The organism is Acinetobacter sp. BY419, from assembly GCF_019038395.1.
Taxonomy (GTDB): domain Bacteria; phylum Pseudomonadota; class Gammaproteobacteria; order Pseudomonadales; family Moraxellaceae; genus Acinetobacter.
Genome location: NZ_JAGFXZ010000017.1, coordinates 44,029 through 62,678, shown reverse-complemented (window position 1 = coordinate 62,678; position 18,650 = coordinate 44,029). Strand labels below are relative to the sequence as shown.

Here is an 18,650-nt window from a genome sequence, read left to right as displayed (position 1 = left end):
CACGTAGTCTTCATGGATTTCTCAGCGGAATTTATGCTTCGCTATGTGCATATCAATTAACCCATCGAAATAAGCCAAAAATTCAAATTATGAAATCATCGGCTTAAGCAGGATTCAGGTTAATTAAAACATATACATACTTCAAATTTCGATCTAGATTTAACTTTTAATTTTGAAAAAATTAGAATATAGTTTGGAGATATTTCTTTTAAATTTAATGAATTGAATACTTTATGGATAAAATAAAACAAAATCTGATTTCACATATAAAGAATACTTTTGATGATATTCAAAATGAAACCAAAAGTTTTCAGCAAATTTTACGTCAGATTGTTCGTGATGAAGAACAAAAAAATGATTCAAGTAAAAAGCTTTTTAATATAATAAATTCAAACAGATTACCAATAGATTTTAATTACTTAATATTAAATTTAGATTTAATCACTAAAAACATAAATTCTTTAAGTATTGAGTTTAATAAAAACAATTTTGAGTATATGTCTGAATCCATATTAAATATGCTTGACTCAAAAATTAATATTTTAATTTATGACGCAAACTTAATAAAAAAAGAATCAGGTAATCTTAAAGATTTAATAGAGTTTAGAAAGAATATTGGGGATAAAGTTGTCAACCCCAGTGAGGATCAAGTAAAGAGAAACCTTAATTTAAAAGAGAATTCACTTAAAAATATAACTTCAAATTATCACGATATTATAAATAAAATTAAAAGCTTTATCTATGACATTTAAATAGTAAATCAAGCTTATTTTTATTATTTTAACGAAATAGAATCCCCTATAATCCTAAACTTAAAAAATCGGATTGATGATCTATCCAAAAAATTAGAATCTAATCTAAATTACAGCTATAATGAGATTAAAAGTAATTCATTAAATATATTTTCTGATCTAGAATCCAAATTCAATTCCCTTAATCAAAAACAAATTACATTTGATAACTCATATCTAGAACTTAAAGATGGTTTTATGAAAATTCAAAATAATATAAATAATTATGACTTTATTTTAAATAAATCTATTAATGAAAAGAAAAATATAATTGATGGTAATTTATCAAGCATAGAAAAAAATATAAATACGAAATTTAATACTTTAAGTTCCAGTTTAATAACCGAAACAAATAATATAAAAAAAACCCATAAAGACTTTCTGACTTTAGTAGAAAAATCTGGTGTTTATGAGTTAACTCAAAATTATAAATCAAAAGCTGAAGAAGAAAATACAGAATATAAAACCTATAGAAAATACACAACTTTTTCTATAATAGGAGCAATTATTACCACCATTATAGTTTTACTAATACCTATATTTGAATATTGGGGTAGTAATCCACCAGTAGATGTCAATTACTATTCACTAACCGCTCGTATGTCCATTGCCTTAATGTTCTTTGTACTCGCTATATACTTAGCAAGACAAGCAACCAAGCATTATGAAACATATCAAGAAAATCATAAAACATTTCTACAACTCTCTGCTCTTGAGCCGTTTATTAGTAAAATGGATGATGCTGATAAATTAGCTATAAGAAAAGAGTTAGTACCTATATACTTTAATAAGAAAGAAAATGTGGAAACTGACAAATCAGAACTTGATATTGATATTCCTAAAAATTTTCATTCAACAATTGATAAACTATTAGATATAATAAAATCACATAAACAATAAGACCGCCTAAGCGGTCTTTTTTATTTTTCCTCATCAAGCCACTGGTGCCAAGGTAAACAACACTTGTCCCGTTTTCACCGTTTGCCCTTTTTCAATGGTAATCGCATCTACACGCATACGCTCAGGCGCAATAATCGGAATCTCGATCTTCATCGCTTCAATCACAGCAAGCGTTGCACCTTCTTCCACAATATCCCCCGATGCACATTCAATTTTCCAGATCGAACCCGGCATATGCGATTCCACCGCACAACCACCATCAGGAATTTCAACACCTTCACCATCATCCACAGCATCCAAACTTTCAGACACATATTCTGCAAGCCCTGCTTCATGCCAGCGATGGCGCTCTGCATCAAAGTTGGCTTGTTGCACAGATTTAAATGCAGAAATGGATTCTTGGTTTTTATCTAAAAAGTCGTTGTATTCTTTCAGGTTTAGTACACCGTCTTCAATGCGCAGTTTTAAACGACCTGCTTTAAAGTCCTCACGCATGTGCATGAGTTCAGTTTCCGACACTTCATAAAACTTGATTTGGTCAAAGAAGCGCAGTAACCACGGCATGTCTTGCTCAAAGTCTGGGTTTTTACGGTAGCGTGACCACATTTGCGTGGTACGACCCACGAACTGATAACCGCCCGGGCCTTCCATCCCGTATACACACATATACGCGCCGCCAATACCCACGGCATTTTCAGGTGTCCAAGTCCGTGCAGGGTTATATTTGGTGGTCACCAAACGCTGACGCGGATCAAGTGGCGTTGCCACAGGCGCACCCAAATACACATCGCCCAAACCCATAACCAAATAACTTGCGTTATACACCACATCTTTCACGGCTTGTTTGTCTTTTAAGCCATTAATACGGCGGATAAATTCGATATTGTCCGGACACCACGGCGCATCAGGACGCACCGTCTGCATATAACGCTCAGTCGCAAGTTGGGTTTGTGAATCTTCCCAAGCCAGTGGTAAATATACGGTACGTGATGGCACTTGCATTTCCGTTACATCAGGCAATTCCGCTTCAGCGACTTGCAATAAACGCAGTAAATCAGTTTGATCGAGCTTGATGGAATCAAAATGGATTTGCAGGGAGCGGATACCCGGAGTCAGGTCAATGATGCCTACGATGTTTTGCTGTTGCACCCATTGCATTAAGGCATGAATACGGAAGCGTAAATTCAGATCCAGCACCAGATCGCCATATTCCACCAGCATGTAGTTGTTGCCGGCAGGACGATACACCACATCAGGCGTACCATTTTGACTTTTTAAGGTATCTAAAACTGCCGATTTAAGCGTGCTGATTTCAGGATAGAATGATTCATCAAAAGCCACAGTTTGAGTATCTGATGCTTCTAACTGAGCATGATATTTTTCATTTAAAAGTTTCGCTTGGTGATAGCTGACAGGGATAAATTTGACTTTATCGCCCGCTTTAAGCTGACCGAGTTTCCACAATTCAGAATTAATCACCACCGCAGGGCAAACAAAGCCACCTAGGCTTGGACCATCTGGGCCGAGAATAATTGGCATATCACCAGTGAAATCAATCGCACCAATAGCATAGGCATTGTCATGGATATTGGATGGATGCAGACCTGCTTCACCGCCATCCTGACGCGCCCATTCCGGTTTTGGCCCAATCAAACGGATACCGGTACGGCTTGAGTTAAAGTGAATCTCAAAGGTATTGGCAAAGAAGGTATCAATATCATTTTTGGTAAAGAAATCCGGCGCACCATGTGGACCATACATCACCGCAATTTCCCAAGAATTTGAGAATGTCGGAAGTTGATCTTCCGCTAATGCTTTGACTTCATTCGATGTAAATGCTGTGATTGGCAGCATATCGCCAATGAGCAAATTACGCCCTGCATGACCGCCAAACTGCCCCAGGGTAAAGGTCGCTTGTGAGCCTAGATATTCAGGGACATTCAGACCGCCTTTGATGCCGATATAGGTACGGCAACCTGTGGCGATTTTGCCACATTTCAAAATCTGACCTTTTCTCACATTGACGGTTTGCCACATCGTTACCGCGATACCATCTAGTGTTGATGGCATATCACCCCCGGCAAGGACAATCTGGCTGTCACAATGGAATTTTAAAGTTGGTCCTTGCAGCGTACATTCAAGACCTGCGGTGTTATACGCATTGCCTAAAATCTGGTTTGCAACATTTAAAGACAGTGGATCAATCGCACCCGATGGTGGCACACCGACATCCCAATAGCCCAAACGCCCTGTCACATCTTGCACGGCGGTTTGAATACCAGCTTGCAGGACTTCAATTTTTTGGGTTTTCCATTCAAAAGTATTTAAAAAGCGAGTGGTTTGCGTACCCGCTTTAAATACGTCACCGTCAATAATGTTTTGCAGATATTCAAGATTGGTTTCAATGCCGGCAACCGAAGTTTTAGCCAAAGTATCCGTCATGGCTTGAATGGCAGAATCACGAGAATCACTCGTCACAATGATTTTGGCAATCATCGGGTCATAGAACGACGATACATTCGAGCCGGTTTCTACCCACGTTTCATTACGGGCATTGGCATCAAATTCAACGTGTGTCAAAAGCCCTGCGCTTGGCTGAAAGTTCTTAATCGGGTCTTCGGCATAGAGACGTACCTGAATTGAATGACCTTGAGATTCGAGCTTTTCAGTTGGCGCAGTCCAATCACCGCTGGCAAGCGTCACCATCCATTCGACCAAGTCCACACCAAAGACTTGCTCAGTCACGCCGTGCTCAACTTGGAGACGGGTATTCACTTCCAGGAAATAGAATTCTTTAGTGTCGGTATCCATTACAAATTCAACTGTACCGGCAGAACGGTAATTCACCGACTGCATCAATTGAATCGCAACATTTTGGATATAGGCTCGCTGTTCATCATTGATGTGCGGTGCAGGCGTTTCTTCGATCACTTTCTGGTTACGACGTTGCACTGAACAATCTCGCTCCCCCAGTGCAATGACGTTACCTTGGCCATCACCAAAGATTTGTACTTCAATATGACGGGCATTTTGCACAAATTTCTCTAGATACAAGCCGGCATCTTTAAAGTTGGCTTGAGCAAGATACGACACGGTGGCATAAGCATCTTTGAGTTCGGCTTCGTTCCACACCAGACGCATGCCGATTCCACCACCACCCGCAGTACTTTTCAGCATCACTGGATAACCAATACGCTCTGCTTCCGTTAATGCTTCAGCTTCATCAGCAAGTAACTGACTACCCGGAAGTAACGGTACATCGGCTTGAATCGCAAGTTCACGCGCGGTGTGCTTTAAGCCAAACTCCCGCATCTGATTTGAATTTGGACCAATAAAGGCAATGCCTTGTGATTCACATAGATCACAAAATTCAGCATTTTCAGACAAGAAACCATAACCTGGATGAATCGCTTGTGCGCCGGTTTGTTTCGCCACCTGCAGAATTTTTTCAACGTTTAAATAGCTTTGGCTGGCTGGCGCTTCACCGATATACACCGCTTCATCCGCTAGTGTCACGTGTAGCGAGTCACGGTCTGCTTCTGAATAAACAGCTACAGACTGGATGCCTAATTTTTTTAGGGTCCGAATGACACGACAAGCGATTGCACCACGGTTGGCGATGAGAACTTTGTTAAACATGGCTTATTCCTCACCTTCACGGATGATCAGTTGAATTTTGGTCGGGTTATAGGCATTACATGGGTTATTCAGTTGTGGGCAATTGGAGATCAGTACGATCAAGTCCATCTCGGCTTTGACTTCTACAAATTTACCCGGCGCAGAAATACCATCATCAAACTTCAGATGGCCATCACGGGTCACAGGTACATTCATAAAGAAGTTAATGTTTGGACCAATATGACGCACATTTAAACCATGCTTTTTCGCAATCTGATGCTGAGACAGCGCTATCATGAAATTATTACGGCAACTGTGCATCGGGAATGTGTCATGCGCATAACGCACCGTGTTGCTCTCACATGAGCAGGCACCACCTAAGGTGTCATGGCGACCACAGTTGTCATCATGGATGGTGGCAATTTTATTGCCGAAGTTGGTGTATAGCGCTGTGCCTTTTTCCAAATAAATTTGACGGTTGATTGCCAAAGTATCGGTTGCGCTATAACGCTCCTCAGGATTTGTTGCGGAGATAAATAGCGTATCGACCGCCTGGTTGCCTTCTAGGTCGACAATACGGAAATACTGTCCTTTTTTGACCTCACACATCCACGCCTCACCGGCAGGACAGACTTCACTCAGTACTGATTTTTCTAGATCTTGTTTTAAATGGACTAATGCAGACATGATGATTCCCCTTAAGCAGTCAAAGCGTAGTAGCGATTGTTGTTTTGGAAGGCACGCTGATTTTGCGGGCATGAATCACGGCAGACATCGGTCTCGTCTAAAGGCAGAGCTTTAAACAGTGAGAGTTGAATATCGGCAGGTGCATATTCAGAACTGTTGTCGAGTGCATGTGGTGCACTTGATAAAAACACCAAACAGTCCATTTCAAAGCGCAGTTCAATCACTTGATCGTTATTGTCAGATGCAATATAAGTGAGGTTGCCGTTGTCGTCAGGGGCAACTTTAGAGAATAGATTTACAGTACTGCTGAGATCAGTTGCAGATAAACCAAACTTGGTCATCTCTAATAGCAAACTGTCTTTGCCGTTACGGTACATGTCGTTACGGGCATCCTGGAAAGTTTGAGTGCCAAATTGTTTTTCGATTTGCTGTGCAGTACTCGGTGCACAGAAGGCATCATTCCAGCCATGGTCATCTTTCACAATCGACACCATGGCACGACCTAAATCAGACGCTAAAATATGGCCTGTACTTAAAAATGCAGTGTGCTGTCCTTTTAGACTGTCTGGCATGTTATAGCGTTCAAGTTTGTCCTCAGAATTCACGCAGTACAGCGACACATTGGCATTTCCCCCCAATGCTTTGAGTTGTAATACTGCACCACGCTGAATACGTGCTGACCAGTGATGCCCACCCGGTAAACGTTCAGTCCATAAGACTTGATCTTCGTGATAAGTTGTTGTGCTCATATGCATCCATCCCAATCTTTTACGGTTTACCTCCCGGGCTTTTATCCCTCCGTGTAGCTCAAAAGAGCCGTGAACTCTCGGTCTCAGACACAGCTTTTAAATATGCTGCCGGAACCCTAGATCACTTTACTAATAAGGATAGAAATGCAAATGACGTGCCAATCTAGTATTACGATTTTTCAGCTTAGTAATATTTATTTTGATCAGAAGTGAACGATTCAGGTGCAAATATCACTAATTCAGCATAAAGATGCACCAAAACAAAAAAATCCCAGACTCGTCTGGGACTAAAATATAAAGATTAGTATTGAGTTGATGCCTGTGGGCTTTCGGTTATTTGCTTAAAATTTCATGCAGCATATTGCGTAACCATTGATGACTGGTTTTATGATGACAGGACATATGCCAGTACTGTTTCACGGAATATGTTGGGAACTCAATTGGCGCATTAAAAATCTTGAGATTGCCACGTGATAATAAGACTTCACTTAAATAATAAGGCACAGTCGCAATCGCCTCGGTTTCCTGCACCACCAGTCCCACACCTAAATAACTCGGCAATCGCATCAGGATATCGCGCTTGAGTTCCAGATTCAGCAGTTCATTTTCAATATGGTAATGCCCCATGCCGGCATCAATATCAATATGGGTTTCACGCAAATAGTCTTCAGTGGTCATCGTGTCGCCAGTTAAGCGTGGATGATCTTTGGCTGCAATCACCACATAATACTGTTCAAACAGTTTCTGCTGATAAAAACCATTTTCCAGATTTGGTAAAAATCCCAAAGCCAAATCAATCTCGCCATTGGCCATCTGATAGCTGGTTTCTGAGGTAATCGGACGCACATTCAAGCGGATATGCGAGGCATGCTGCTTTAGATACTGTGAAATTTTTGGTAATAACACCAGATGCGATACATCGGTCATAGCCAGTGTAAAACGTTGCTGTGAAGTCACCTGATCAAAATTGATGGTGAAATTATTAATCACCTCAACTTTACTTAGTGCTTCGCTGACCAACGGAAACAGCTGCTTGGACAGGTCTGTTGGCAGCATTTCATTGCCAATGCGCAAAAATAAAGGATCACTATAATGCTGGCGGATTTTATTCAGCAGATTGCTCACCGCCGGCTGGCTCATGTCTAAATGGTCGGCTGCCTGTGAGACGTTCTTAAACTTGTAGACATGATAAAAAATAATGAGCAATTTACAGTCGAGTTCAAACACAGAAACACATTTCCTTTAACTTTTCATCATTTGGACAGGTCTATCATCCGTATAAATTTATTCGTGGCCAATGCCCAAATATAACACTATGCAACTATTTTCAGGGTTAAAGTCGCTTTATTTTTTCCATAAAAAATACTCATACCTAATAGATAAATCAGTTTAAAAGTATTTCTGTTGAAAATATCCAGCACTGTTTTTCTCAGCCAAGTTAAACTCTGAAGCTGCATGTTATATACTCAGCCGCACTTAATAAGTGTTAAAAATACAGAGAAATCTTATATGTTCCAGGGTAAAAAGCTGGTGTGTTTTGATCTGGATGGTACCTTGATCGATTCGGTAGGTATCTGGAATCAGGTCGATGCTACGCTGATTCAAGAGTTAGCCAATATCGATGTCGATTTAAGTCAGGTCCAGCGACACCGTGATGTTCAGCTCAAAGTCTTTAAACATATGCCTGATCCCTATCTGGAATACTGTGCTTATTTAAAAGAACTTTATGGATTTGAGCTGAATAAAGAAGAAGTGAAAGCACGCCGTTATGCTATTTCACGGTATTTTCTTGATCATGTGGTCGAGCTAAAACCACAGGCAGATCTATTAATTCAAACTTTGAAACAACAAGGGGTTCAACTGGTACTGACCACAACCACCAGTTTGTTCAATGTGCAGCGTTATCAGGACAATAATCAGAACATCAACCAAAAGCTCAGCTTTAATGATGACTTTGCCCTGCTCTTGACCCGTGAAAATGTCAAAAACATCAAGCCACATCCTGAAGTCTATTTAAATGCCCTTCAGCAATTCCAGATTCAGGCCGAAGATTGCCTGATTATTGAAGATTCGTTAATTGGTGTTGAAGCTGCCAACAATGCAGGGATTGATGTAATTGCAGTTTATGACCAATACTCTGCCCATGAAATGGATTTGATTAAAGCCAAGGCCAATTATTTTGTGGAAGATTTTTCTGAATTATTAAGCTTGATGTCATAAAAAAGATGTCATGAAGCAATCCCGTTCATGACATCTTTAACGTTATATCTGATCTACAGTTCTTGCTGACTATTGGGCTTTTTTATAGATTGAGCCTGAACCCACCAGATTTCCGGTTTTCTCATCGATTGCAAAATCCACCATACCTGCACCCGCATTCAACTGAAGTAAGCCAGTTTTGTTGACTGCAGCTGGCATCGGATTTTTCTTCTCTGTTTTACCTGTTTCCTTATCTTTGATGGTATTGGTAATCAGGTAATTTCCCCCATTTTTGGAAATCACCAGTATGTTTTCAAGTTTTGGATCTTCCACTGTATTTTTCCAGTTTCCCTGATAATCTGGTGCTTCGGTCGTACATGCGCTAATTAAAACTAATAAAGAAATGCCTGAAAAATATTGAAGATATTTCAAAACTGAGACCTTAAGTGTGAAGACGCGGCCATTATAGAAAGAACACCTTACAGATTAAGCAGGTTGTTGTAGGCAAAGCGTTTCAGCAGTACCGTATCTGTTTTGCTTTCGTGATTGTTTTGAAATAAGCCTCCATATTTCATTCATAAAACCGGGGATTTCAATTCTATTAAGTTTTATGCAAGCTAAAAAATTCCCCAATAGACCATCCAAATCTATTGAGGAGTACCAAAACGGTGAATACAAAATCTTAAAAATTACGGCATGATCTTGGATTTAAAATGGCTGAATACAGATTTAGCTGTATTGGTTTTTTCAACAATCTGTTGAGTCCAGTGATTCGGTAGAGAACATTTGGCGAGACGCACCCATACCGTAGAAAACTGCTTCATGAAGCTGGCTTCGTTATAATGAATGGAGTATTCAGCACACAGTGCTTTAACTTTTGGCGCAACCTGCGCATAGCGATTGGCTGGCATGTCCGGAAACAGATGATGCTCAATCTGATGGCTCAAATTACCACTCAGGATATGCAACCAGGTCGTCCCGCTAAAATTGCTCGAACCACGAATCTGGCGTAAATACCACTCGGCACGGGTTTCATTGTCGGTATTGTCCATCTCAAAAGTTTCAGCGTCTTCAGTGAAATGACCGTTGAAAATGACAGCAGAAGCCCACAAACTACGGATCACATTGGCCACCGCATTTCCGGTAAACACCGGAATGGCATTTGGACCGGCAATAATCGGGAAAAATACATAATCTTTTAACACCTGACGGCGCATCTTTTGACGCAAAGGTGCTGCTTCTTCCCAGACTTCTTTCCAGGTCTTGGTTTTATAGGCAATCACATCTTCCAGATGCAGGCGTTGCAGGCCGACATACCACTCAAAGAACACCATCAACTGAATGCCCAGCGGAATATTGAACAGGAAACGTGGTTCCCATTTTTGCGATTCACTAACCCGGATCAGGCCGTAACCGACATCATGATCCATCCCGACAATATTGGTATAGGTATGATGAATATAGTTGTGGGTGTATTTCCAGTCATCCCCTGTGGAAATCGTATCCCAGTCATAGGTGGTTCCGTTCAGACTCGGATCGTTCATCCAGTCAAACTGACCGTGCATAACATTATGTCCCAACTCCATATTTTCCACGATTTTGGAAATACCGAGCAGCCCCGTCCCCGCCAGCCATACTGGTGGTAACCAGCCGGCAAACATCAGCATGCCACGTGAGGCAATTTCGCTATAACGGACAAAATTACGGATTTTATAAATATATTGGGCGTCTTTTTCCCCCAGATCATCCATGACCTCGCGGCGGATCGCATCGACTTTGGCACCGAACTCTTCAAGCTGTTCAGGGCTAAGAAATTGGGATTTACTGTGTCGTTTAAAATCAATTTGCATATTCATGGGAGCACCTTCTTATTTGTTTAATATTGGCTTATAAATTAATAACAACCGGACTAATCGCTTGGGAAATACACAGTTTAATCTGGGTATTATTACCATGATCAACTTCACCGGTCAGGACATTACGCACCGAGCCACTCACTTTGGTACAGGAACAGGTATTACAGATGCCCATTCGGCAACCATGAGCGGGACGCAAGCCTGACGTTTCGGCACTTTCCAGTAAATTGGACTGGGCCTGAAACTCTTGCTGCGATCTTAAAAACTGTACTGGCTGCGCTTTAATTTTCTCATCGACCAGAATCTGGAAATATTCCGAATGAAAATTGGATTTCAAATCCAGTTTATCAACGATTCGAAGTGCAGCTTTCATCATCCCGGCAGAGCCGCAGGCATAAATTTTTCGTTCTGTGAAGTCTGGCACCAGCTTTTGCAATAGGCTCTGAGTCAGATGCTGATGATGTTCCGAGGTATTGAAATGATGATATTTCAAGTTTGGATGCATCAAAGCCAGGGTTTTTAGTTCAGCATGAAAGGCATCATCTCGAGTGAAATAAATCAGGTCGATCTGTTCCAGGGACTGGATGACTGCTTTTTGCAGCAAGGAATAAATTGCAGTAATACCACTGCCGGATGCCAGGAATAGGATCGGCTGGGCAGATGTTTGCAATGTGAACTCACCTTGCGGCTGCGAAATTTCAATCACGGCACCAATTTGCATCAGGCTTAAGGCACGCGAAACTTTGCCTTGCTGTTTAACCGCAATGATCAGATCGCCATTTTTTAATACAGTTACTACAGAATAATGTCGCTGATGACGTACACCATCGAGTCTGATGGTCACTGCAATATTCTGGCCGGCCTGAAATGACTTGGCTTTAAAATTATGATTTGGACGTAAGTGAATCTTGAAAAAGTCAGGACTGATGGCCTGAATACCCAGAATGGAAGCTTTAACTTTTTTGATTGCCCAAGTTGGATGGATTTTTTCACCAATAAAATCAATGAAGTCTTCCCGGATCCAATGCGGCTGATAGGTTGGCATGCTTGTCATTTTTATCCCCTTATCCGCAGACAGTATTATTAATGTACAACTGTCTATTTATTATATGGTTCAGCATAAAGAATTTTACACTACAGACCATATCAATACAGGTCAAATTATGTGCTTAGCAAACATAATAAGGCTTTTTGTCGGACAATATTAAGTAAAAGCATCAGTCAAAACTATAGTTCTTGAGAAAAAGATTTTTTACATCTGTTTATTCTTGTAACGATCTATAAAAAAACTGACTTCTATATAGTAGAAGTCAGTTTTCAATAATCTGCATTGATTACAAGCAAATGCTCTAGCCTGCTGCTTGTTCCAGCAGAATAGTACCATATAGTTCCCGGAGATCTTTTTTCAGCATTTTACCGGTACCACTGAGTGGAATAACATCAACAAAGACGACTCTGTCCGGAATCTGCCATTTGGCAACCTTGTCTGCATAATAATTGAGTAGATCAATCTCGCTCAGCTGGCTATCAGGCTTCTGAATGGCAATTAATACCGGGCGCTCATCCCATTTGGGATGCTGGGCGGCAATCACCGCTGCCATAGCAATTTCCGGATGTCCCATGGCAATATTTTCCAAATCCACCGATGAAATCCATTCTCCACCAGACTTGATTAAATCCTTGGAACGGTCATTGAGTTTCATAAAGCCATCTTGATTCAGCGTGGCAATATCGCCGGTATCAAACCAGCCATCATCTGTCAGTGCAGATTCTTTCTTGCCAAAATAATGATTGATGACCCAATGGCCCTTAACCTGTAAATTTCCTGTGGTAAGTCCATCACGTTCAATTTCATGCGTACCTTTTTCTGCATCGATCAAACGTAAATCAATCCCGAATGGCGGGCGACCTTGAGACAGACGAATCTGCAATTTTTCTTCATCCGACAACTGCAAATGTTTGGTTTTAAGCTGATTGGCCGTACCCAGTGGACTGATTTCCGTCATGCCCCAAGCATGGATCGTTTCGCAATTAAACTGTTCTTTGAACGCTTTGAGCATGGCCGGTGGGCAAGCCGATCCTCCCACTACATTACGTTTCAGACTTTCCAGCTTGGAACCTGACTGGTTTGCTGCAGCAATCAGCCCCTGCCAGATGGTTGGCACGCCAAGAGCTACTGAAACTTTATAGGTATCAATCAGGTTGACCAGACTTGCCCCGTCCAGACCCGGTCCCGGCAGGATCAGGGTGCATCCCACCATCGCTGCAGCATACGGTGTGCCCCAGGCATTCACATGGAACATCGGCACCACAGGCAACATGATATCGGCAGCCGAAACATTTAATGAGTCAGGTAAAATGATGGCATAGCTATGTAATACAGTGGAGCGATGGCTATATAGCACCCCTTTTGGATTGCCCGTGGTTCCAGAGGTATAACATAATGAACTTGCTGAGTTTTCATCAATCGTTGGCCACTCGAAATCTGCATTTTCCCCAGCAATCAGATCATCATAAAACTGTACTTCCGGAATCGCTTCTTTTACTGCCGGATCAGCCGCATCCAGACAGATAAAATGCTCGACTGAGGTCAATAGTGCTTTCACGGCTTTAATTAAAGGTACAAATGTTTTATCAAAGAGCACCACACGATCCGCAGCGTCATTCATAATAAAAATCAGCTGTTCCGGAAATAAGCGCGGGTTAATGGTATGACAGACCAGACCGCTGCCAGAAATGGCATACCAGGACTCTAAGTGGCGATGATTATTCCAGGCAATCGTTGCGACCCGATCTCCCTGCACCAAGCCAAGTTGTTGCAATACATTGGCAAAACATTTCGAGTTTTGATGAATTTCTCCCCAATTGGTAACTTTAATACTGCTATCAGTATTCTTGGAAATTACTTCGGTATCGGCATGATAGCGTCCTGCATGTTCAATCATGCTGCTGATCAGTAAAGGCTGAAACATCATATTTCCGAGCATTGTCCACTCCTTTGTGCTTGTTATTGGTCCGTGTGTTTATATCGTTGTTATAGTTGCATGATGGCTCGGCCTGAGACCGCGAGATAATTTTTATCCTCATGTGGACTGAATTTAGCAAGGAAATCCGAGTTTGTAAGTATCGAATTGTGACAAATTAAGAGAAGTGACTCAGGCGTATAAAATGAGAACACGATTTATATAAAAATAAAAACTTTCCATAGAAAGTCTGAGACCTGATATTCATTTTAATGATCATGCATTGATTTCATGTCGACTAGCTTAATACAACCACCCCATTTAATGGCGATGTCTACTTGGATACTGACCTTAAAAAAACAGTACAGCAGATTGATATAACGCAAGCTTGGAAATAGACTGACAACTACCCTAGGCTTAATTTGTTATATTGAACATCATTAAATATGCTATAAATCAAAATAATTAGAACAGATTTAGTTCAAGAAAGTGTATGTATAAGTCTGAAAAACTGGCGCAGAATATCCGTCAGTTGATTGAAAACGGCGTATGGAGGGTACATGAAAAATTACCGTCACTCCGCGAACAGACCCAATTATCTGGCTATAGCCTGATGACAGTACTCAACGCTTATCAGGAGCTTGAAGCGCAAGGGCTAGTCTATGCCAAAGATAAATCCGGCTATTACGTTGCAGAGCATGCTCCAGGACTACCAGATCACAAACAGCCTGTGCAGATCGGTTTAAATCCCAAAATCCAGATCAACTCGGTGGTATTTAATTATTTAAAATCGACCCAGTCAGCAGAAATTGTGCCTTTTGGTTCAGCTTTTCCTAATGCAGAGCTGTTATATAACGCCAAATTTATGCAGATTCTGGCACAACAGGCCAAAAGAAAAAGCAGTTATAATAACCAGAATCACATGCCGCCCGGCAATCAGGACTTGAGACAACTGATTGCAAAGCGTTATAAATTACAAGGGATTACATGCAATCCGGATGACATTGTCATTACATCTGGTGCGCTAGAAGCATTGAATCTGTCTTTACAGGCATTAACTCAACCGGGCGATTTTATCCTGCTACAGCAAACCATATTTTATGGTGCCTGGCAGGCAGCCGAGCGTTTGGGGTTACAGGTGATTACTATCCCTGAGCATCCACAATTTGGCTTCGATCTGGAATCGTTTGAACAGGCTTTAAAACAGTACCCGATCAAGGTGTGCTGGCTGATGCTGAATGCACATAATCCGATTGGCTTTACTGTCAGTTCGGAAATTAAACAGAGAATTGCGGAACTCTTGTATGAATATCAGGTTTATTTGATCGAAGATGATGTTTATCAGGAATTGAATTATGGTTCATCCAAACCGCTACCGGTTAAATATTTTGACCGGCATCATATGGTGCTGCACTGTGCCTCATTTTCCAAAACACTGGGCATGGGTGCACGTGTAGGCTGGGTCTATGCTGGACCATTTTCGGATGCCATTCAGCACTTGCAATTAATGAGCACTTTAACGGTCAGTCCCTTACTTCAAAATGCCCTGGTCGAGTTTATCTCACATCATCATTATGAAAAACATCTGCGGCATTTAAGGCAGCATCTGGAAAAATATAAAAAGAAGTTTTATCAGGAACTCAAAGCGCGTTTAGGAACCATCTGTGAAATTTACTATTATTCCAGTGGCTATTTTCTGTGGATTGAGTTGCCTAGAGAAGTCGATGCCGAGGAAATCTATAAACAATTGCTTCAACAGCATATTTCAATCGCCCCTGCACTGCTGTTTAAGCCGGATCATGCCAGTCAATATTATATTCGACTGAATTGTTCTTTTGAATGGACCGCCAAAATTGAAAATGCAGTCAGTCTGCTGGCAGAAACCATTCTTCAAAAGAGCAAAAGCGTGGATTAATTTATCCACGCTTCTGTTACAGATCAGACTTTCTTATGAAAGGAGTCCTAGAAGTTGTAAATAGCAACCGCATTAATTCGGTTGTCTTCACCTGTATCACTGCCGTTGGTTGCTGCAGCTAATGCTTTACGTTCACCATAAACATATTCCAGACCAAAACTTAAAGGCTTGGTTGGACTATAGAATACGTTAGCCCATGCCTGCCATAAGTCTTTATTAGCTCTAGTAGCATTTGATTGTGCTTCATTAGCGGGTGTAGAGGCAATTAGTGCGTTGACATAGCTTTGATCCTGATCAAAACTCATATAACCATAACCCAAGGTACCACGTAATTTGTCATTAAACTGTTGCGTTAAGCCCACTGAAATCGAATCAAATTCGCTTTGTAGAAGGTCACCATTAGGAGCCCTAACCACACCAGGGTTAGCATAAGAGACAAAGCTGCTATCGCCTTTGACATGATAGTAGTCAGCTTTGAGTGTTGTACCTGGTACAACATCATACTTGGCGCCTAAACCTAGACCCCATGCCGTTTTTTCATCTTCGTTGATACGTTTTTCATGGCCCATGGCACGCGCACTAACTGTAAGGTTATCAGCAAATTTATGGTTTAAACGTGCCGTTAAAGCAGGTAGACGCTGTTTGATGGAACCATCTTTCGGATCTTCTACTGCGAGCACCAGATTGGTCGCTGGGCTGAAAGTGCTGGTATGACGAACTTGTGGAGTCCGTTTAATTGAACCGCCGGCATAAACCAAGGCATCTACGGTTTCCGGGATATAGTCAGGTACCGCAAAGTTAGACCAGGTTTGACCAATCAACCAGTTAGCATAGCTCATATAAGCGTGACGAATACGTAAGTTATCAAAGCCGGCGCCGCCCAAAAAGTCCACTTCAACTTTACCGCTCAGGGCTTTATCTCCAGCACCGACAGGTGTTTTAAAATCCATACCTAAACGGGTTGCAGAAAGTGTTGACTTGAATTCATCGCTGCGCTCGCCTACTCCTTTGAGTGGAACCACATTAATCTGGTTATACATGCGTGCTGCTGAACCACCTTCAGCCTGATAAGAGGCATCGGCACGGATATTGCCATAAAGATTAAACTCGGCACCACTGGCAATTTTCATGACAGGTTTAGTTGCAGGCGTACTTACTGGTACTGGTGCTATTGCTACAGGTGCAATTACCGTCGCTGTCTGAGCTTGCTGCTGTTCAACCAGTGCGCGTAAAGCCTGAACTTCCTGACGAAGTTTTTCAATTTCCTGCTGGTTCGACTGGGCTGGGGTTTGTGCTTGGATCGATAAGCTGATGCCCCCTAAACTTATTGCCATCATGCTCATCAGAACTGTGCGCTTTAACGTGATTGTTGGTTGATTAAATAATGGTGTCGTGTTCATCCTAAACTCGCTTTTTATTATGCGTTTCGATTCTAGCAACAGATCACCACCGGTTACGATGGCGATCTATATCATTGGCAATATTATCTTTATTGATTGAAATCTAATTTAATGTATTGCTTCTTTTGTCAATATATCTGGCTTTGCGCTAGACGTTGCAAGGACTTGGCCATCTACGGAGGTTTTCAAGTTCACCAGGAAAATTGCCAGCGCAGCGATTACGCCAGGAATCGCAATTGCAAAGAAGTTCATTTGATGCGGTAAATTCATGGTTAATAAAGCGCCAGTGAGTACCGGGCCGACAATCGCACCAATACGTCCAATGCCTGATGCCCAGCCCATACCGGTAGAACGTACCGTCGATGGATAATACTGTGCCACAAAGGTATAGAGCAGAATTTGTGAGCCGATCGTTGCAGCACCTGCCACAGCAATCAAGGTATACAACACGAATTGTGGACTGTTAAAGCCAAGCAGAATTAATGCAATGGCACCGCATAAGAACATAATGGTCAGAACTTTTTTGATATGGAATTTATCCGCGAGATATCCACCACCAATCGCACCTACCATTCCACCAATATTTAGCGCGAACAGGAAGATCATACTTGCACCCAGCGAGTAACCTGCCTGAATCATCAGTTTTGGCAACCAGCTACCTAGTGCGTAGACCATCAACAGGCACATAAAGAATGCCAGCCAGAACATAAATGTACTGAAGCTACGACCTTGTTGAAACAGTGCTTTTAATGGCGCTTCATCCCCTTTTTGCACTTCATTGAGTACAAACTGGGTGTCACTGGTAATAACCTGTGTTGGAGATATTTTTTGAATAATATCGTGTGCTTTGACCGTCTGTTGCTTGTTGGTGAGATACATCAGGGATTCTGGCAAGAATTTCCAAATCACTGGCAAAAGGAGCAGTGGAATACCCGCAAGCAGGAACATGATTTTCCAGCCAAATTGTGGCACCAGCCATGCACCTAATAGTGCAGAAGTCATCCCGCCAATCGCATAACCACTAAACATCAGGGCAACCAGCGTACTGCGGATACGTTTAGGGGCATATTCGGTCATCAATGCCACCACATTAGGCATGACACCCCCAATTCCAAGGCCAGCCAGAAAACGTAAAATCCCGAATTCAACTGGAGACGTGGCAAAGGCACCTATGAAGGTAAAACCACTAAAAATGGCCACACAGATCATGATGGTTTTTTTCCGGCCTAACTTGTCAGATAAAGTTCCGAAAGTCATGGCACCGAACATCATCCCGAATAAGGCAGTACTGGCCAGCATCCCTGCTTGTACTGCACTGAGCGACCATTCCTGCATCAGCAGTGGCAATGCCACTCCATAAATAACCAGGTCATACCCATCAAAAATAATGATCAGCAAACACCAGATCAGTACCCCCCAATGAAAGGGCGTAAACTTTGCCTCATCAATCAGCGTATTTATATTAACTTTATTTGTAGACATCTCCACCTCCAAATTGTGAAGTTCAATTTATGAATGCCACAATGGAGAAAATGCGAAAGAATGTCCAAAACTGAATAGGCATGCTTCTAT

The 18,650-nt window shown here is 41.7% G+C and carries 14 protein-coding genes, 1 pseudogene and 1 riboswitch; of the genes and pseudogenes, 5 read left to right on the top strand and 10 right to left on the bottom strand.

Translation table 11 applies throughout. The annotated features are described in order from the left end of the window. The 3 genes and pseudogenes from KUG37_RS08460 to KUG37_RS08450 form a co-directional block, all read left to right on the top strand. Positions 1 to 107 (top strand): annotated as a pseudogene (locus KUG37_RS08460) (IS982 family transposase); the annotation flags it as partial. 126 nt (positions 108 to 233) lie between these two features. After that, complete coding sequence (locus KUG37_RS08455; RefSeq protein WP_216935439.1) at positions 234 to 752, top strand: hypothetical protein; 519 nt, start codon at positions 234 to 236, stop codon at positions 750 to 752. A 237-nt stretch (positions 753 to 989) separates the two neighbouring features. After that, a complete protein-coding gene (locus KUG37_RS08450; protein ID WP_216935441.1) occupies positions 990 to 1,691 on the top strand; it encodes a hypothetical protein in 702 nt (233 codons plus the stop codon). A gap of 33 nt (positions 1,692 to 1,724) precedes the next feature. Here KUG37_RS08450 and uca read toward each other — a convergent pair whose 3' ends face one another. The 4 genes from uca to KUG37_RS08430 form a co-directional block, all read right to left on the bottom strand. Further along, entirely contained in the window at positions 1,725 to 5,330 is a 3,606-nt protein-coding gene (uca, locus tag KUG37_RS08445) for an urea carboxylase (RefSeq protein ID WP_216935443.1), read from the bottom strand. 3 nt (positions 5,331 to 5,333) lie between these two features. Continuing rightward, positions 5,334 to 5,996 carry an urea amidolyase associated protein UAAP2 gene (locus KUG37_RS08440; protein ID WP_216935445.1) on the bottom strand — a complete coding sequence of 221 codons (663 nt, stop codon included), beginning with the start codon at positions 5,994 to 5,996 and terminating at the stop codon, positions 5,334 to 5,336. Between the two features lie 11 nt (positions 5,997 to 6,007). Beyond that, positions 6,008 to 6,745, bottom strand: a complete 738-nt coding sequence (locus KUG37_RS08435; RefSeq protein ID WP_216935446.1) for an urea amidolyase associated protein UAAP1 — start codon at positions 6,743 to 6,745, stop codon at positions 6,008 to 6,010. 28 nt (positions 6,746 to 6,773) lie between these two features. After that, positions 6,774 to 6,876: riboswitch (guanidine-I (ykkC/yxkD leader) on the bottom strand. Between the two features lie 202 nt (positions 6,877 to 7,078). Next, on the bottom strand, positions 7,079 to 7,972 hold the full coding sequence (locus KUG37_RS08430) for a LysR family transcriptional regulator (protein ID WP_216935447.1): 894 nt from the start codon (positions 7,970 to 7,972) through the stop codon (positions 7,079 to 7,081). A gap of 282 nt (positions 7,973 to 8,254) precedes the next feature. On the opposite strand from KUG37_RS08430, the gene KUG37_RS08425 reads away from it, so the two are divergent. Continuing rightward, the gene (locus KUG37_RS08425; protein ID WP_216935448.1) at positions 8,255 to 8,965 is read left to right on the top strand and encodes an HAD family phosphatase; all 711 of its coding nucleotides are present in this window, start codon (positions 8,255 to 8,257) and stop codon (positions 8,963 to 8,965) included. Positions 8,966 to 9,034: 69 nt separating this feature from the next. Here KUG37_RS08425 and KUG37_RS08420 read toward each other — a convergent pair whose 3' ends face one another. The 4 genes from KUG37_RS08420 to KUG37_RS08405 all read right to left on the bottom strand — a co-directional run bounded on the left by KUG37_RS08420 (position 9,035) and on the right by KUG37_RS08405 (position 13,787). Further along, a complete protein-coding gene (locus tag KUG37_RS08420) occupies positions 9,035 to 9,376 on the bottom strand; it encodes a hypothetical protein (protein WP_216935449.1) in 342 nt (113 codons plus the stop codon). 257 nt (positions 9,377 to 9,633) lie between these two features. Continuing rightward, positions 9,634 to 10,794 (bottom strand): acyl-CoA desaturase, encoded by a 1,161-nt coding sequence (locus tag KUG37_RS08415; protein ID WP_216935503.1) that lies wholly within the window; start codon positions 10,792 to 10,794, stop codon positions 9,634 to 9,636. A 37-nt stretch (positions 10,795 to 10,831) separates the two neighbouring features. Beyond that, positions 10,832 to 11,854 (bottom strand): flavin reductase family protein, encoded by a 1,023-nt coding sequence (locus KUG37_RS08410; protein WP_216935450.1) that lies wholly within the window; start codon positions 11,852 to 11,854, stop codon positions 10,832 to 10,834. A 295-nt stretch (positions 11,855 to 12,149) separates the two neighbouring features. After that, positions 12,150 to 13,787: a long-chain-fatty-acid--CoA ligase gene (locus tag KUG37_RS08405; protein ID WP_216940364.1), complete on the bottom strand. Its 1,638-nt coding sequence runs from the start codon at positions 13,785 to 13,787 to the stop codon at positions 12,150 to 12,152. Between the two features lie 469 nt (positions 13,788 to 14,256). On the opposite strand from KUG37_RS08405, the gene KUG37_RS08400 reads away from it, so the two are divergent. Then, positions 14,257 to 15,678 (top strand): PLP-dependent aminotransferase family protein, encoded by a 1,422-nt coding sequence (locus KUG37_RS08400; protein WP_216935452.1) that lies wholly within the window; start codon positions 14,257 to 14,259, stop codon positions 15,676 to 15,678. A gap of 47 nt (positions 15,679 to 15,725) precedes the next feature. Here the strand turns inward: KUG37_RS08400 and KUG37_RS08395 are convergent, their stop codons facing one another. Continuing rightward, positions 15,726 to 17,078 (bottom strand): DcaP family trimeric outer membrane transporter, encoded by a 1,353-nt coding sequence (locus KUG37_RS08395; RefSeq protein WP_216935454.1) that lies wholly within the window; start codon positions 17,076 to 17,078, stop codon positions 15,726 to 15,728. 108 nt (positions 17,079 to 17,186) lie between these two features. After that, entirely contained in the window at positions 17,187 to 18,560 is a 1,374-nt protein-coding gene (locus KUG37_RS08390; protein WP_216935456.1) for an aromatic acid/H+ symport family MFS transporter, read from the bottom strand. Positions 18,561 to 18,650 lie beyond the last annotated feature (90 nt).

Bases quoted from the DNA above. Each gene is read 5' to 3' on its own strand.
- KUG37_RS08455 (WP_216935439.1), top strand. From the start codon at position 234: ATGGATAAAATAAAACAAAATCTGATTTCACATATAAAGAATACTTTT.
- KUG37_RS08450 (WP_216935441.1), top strand. From the start codon at position 990: ATGAAAATTCAAAATAATATAAATAATTATGACTTTATTTTAAATAAA.
- uca (WP_216935443.1), bottom strand. From the start codon at position 5,330: ATGTTTAACAAAGTTCTCATCGCCAACCGTGGTGCAATCGCTTGTCGT.
- KUG37_RS08440 (WP_216935445.1), bottom strand. From the start codon at position 5,996: ATGTCTGCATTAGTCCATTTAAAACAAGATCTAGAAAAATCAGTACTG.
- KUG37_RS08435 (WP_216935446.1), bottom strand. From the start codon at position 6,745: ATGAGCACAACAACTTATCACGAAGATCAAGTCTTATGGACTGAACGT.
- KUG37_RS08425 (WP_216935448.1), top strand. From the start codon at position 8,255: ATGTTCCAGGGTAAAAAGCTGGTGTGTTTTGATCTGGATGGTACCTTG.
- KUG37_RS08415 (WP_216935503.1), bottom strand. From the start codon at position 10,794: ATGCAAATTGATTTTAAACGACACAGTAAATCCCAATTTCTTAGCCCT.
- KUG37_RS08410 (WP_216935450.1), bottom strand. From the start codon at position 11,854: ATGACAAGCATGCCAACCTATCAGCCGCATTGGATCCGGGAAGACTTC.
- KUG37_RS08405 (WP_216940364.1), bottom strand. From the start codon at position 13,787: ATGCTCGGAAATATGATGTTTCAGCCTTTACTGATCAGCAGCATGATT.
- KUG37_RS08400 (WP_216935452.1), top strand. From the start codon at position 14,257: ATGTATAAGTCTGAAAAACTGGCGCAGAATATCCGTCAGTTGATTGAA.
- KUG37_RS08395 (WP_216935454.1), bottom strand. From the start codon at position 17,078: ATGAACACGACACCATTATTTAATCAACCAACAATCACGTTAAAGCGC.
- KUG37_RS08390 (WP_216935456.1), bottom strand. From the start codon at position 18,560: ATGTCTACAAATAAAGTTAATATAAATACGCTGATTGATGAGGCAAAG.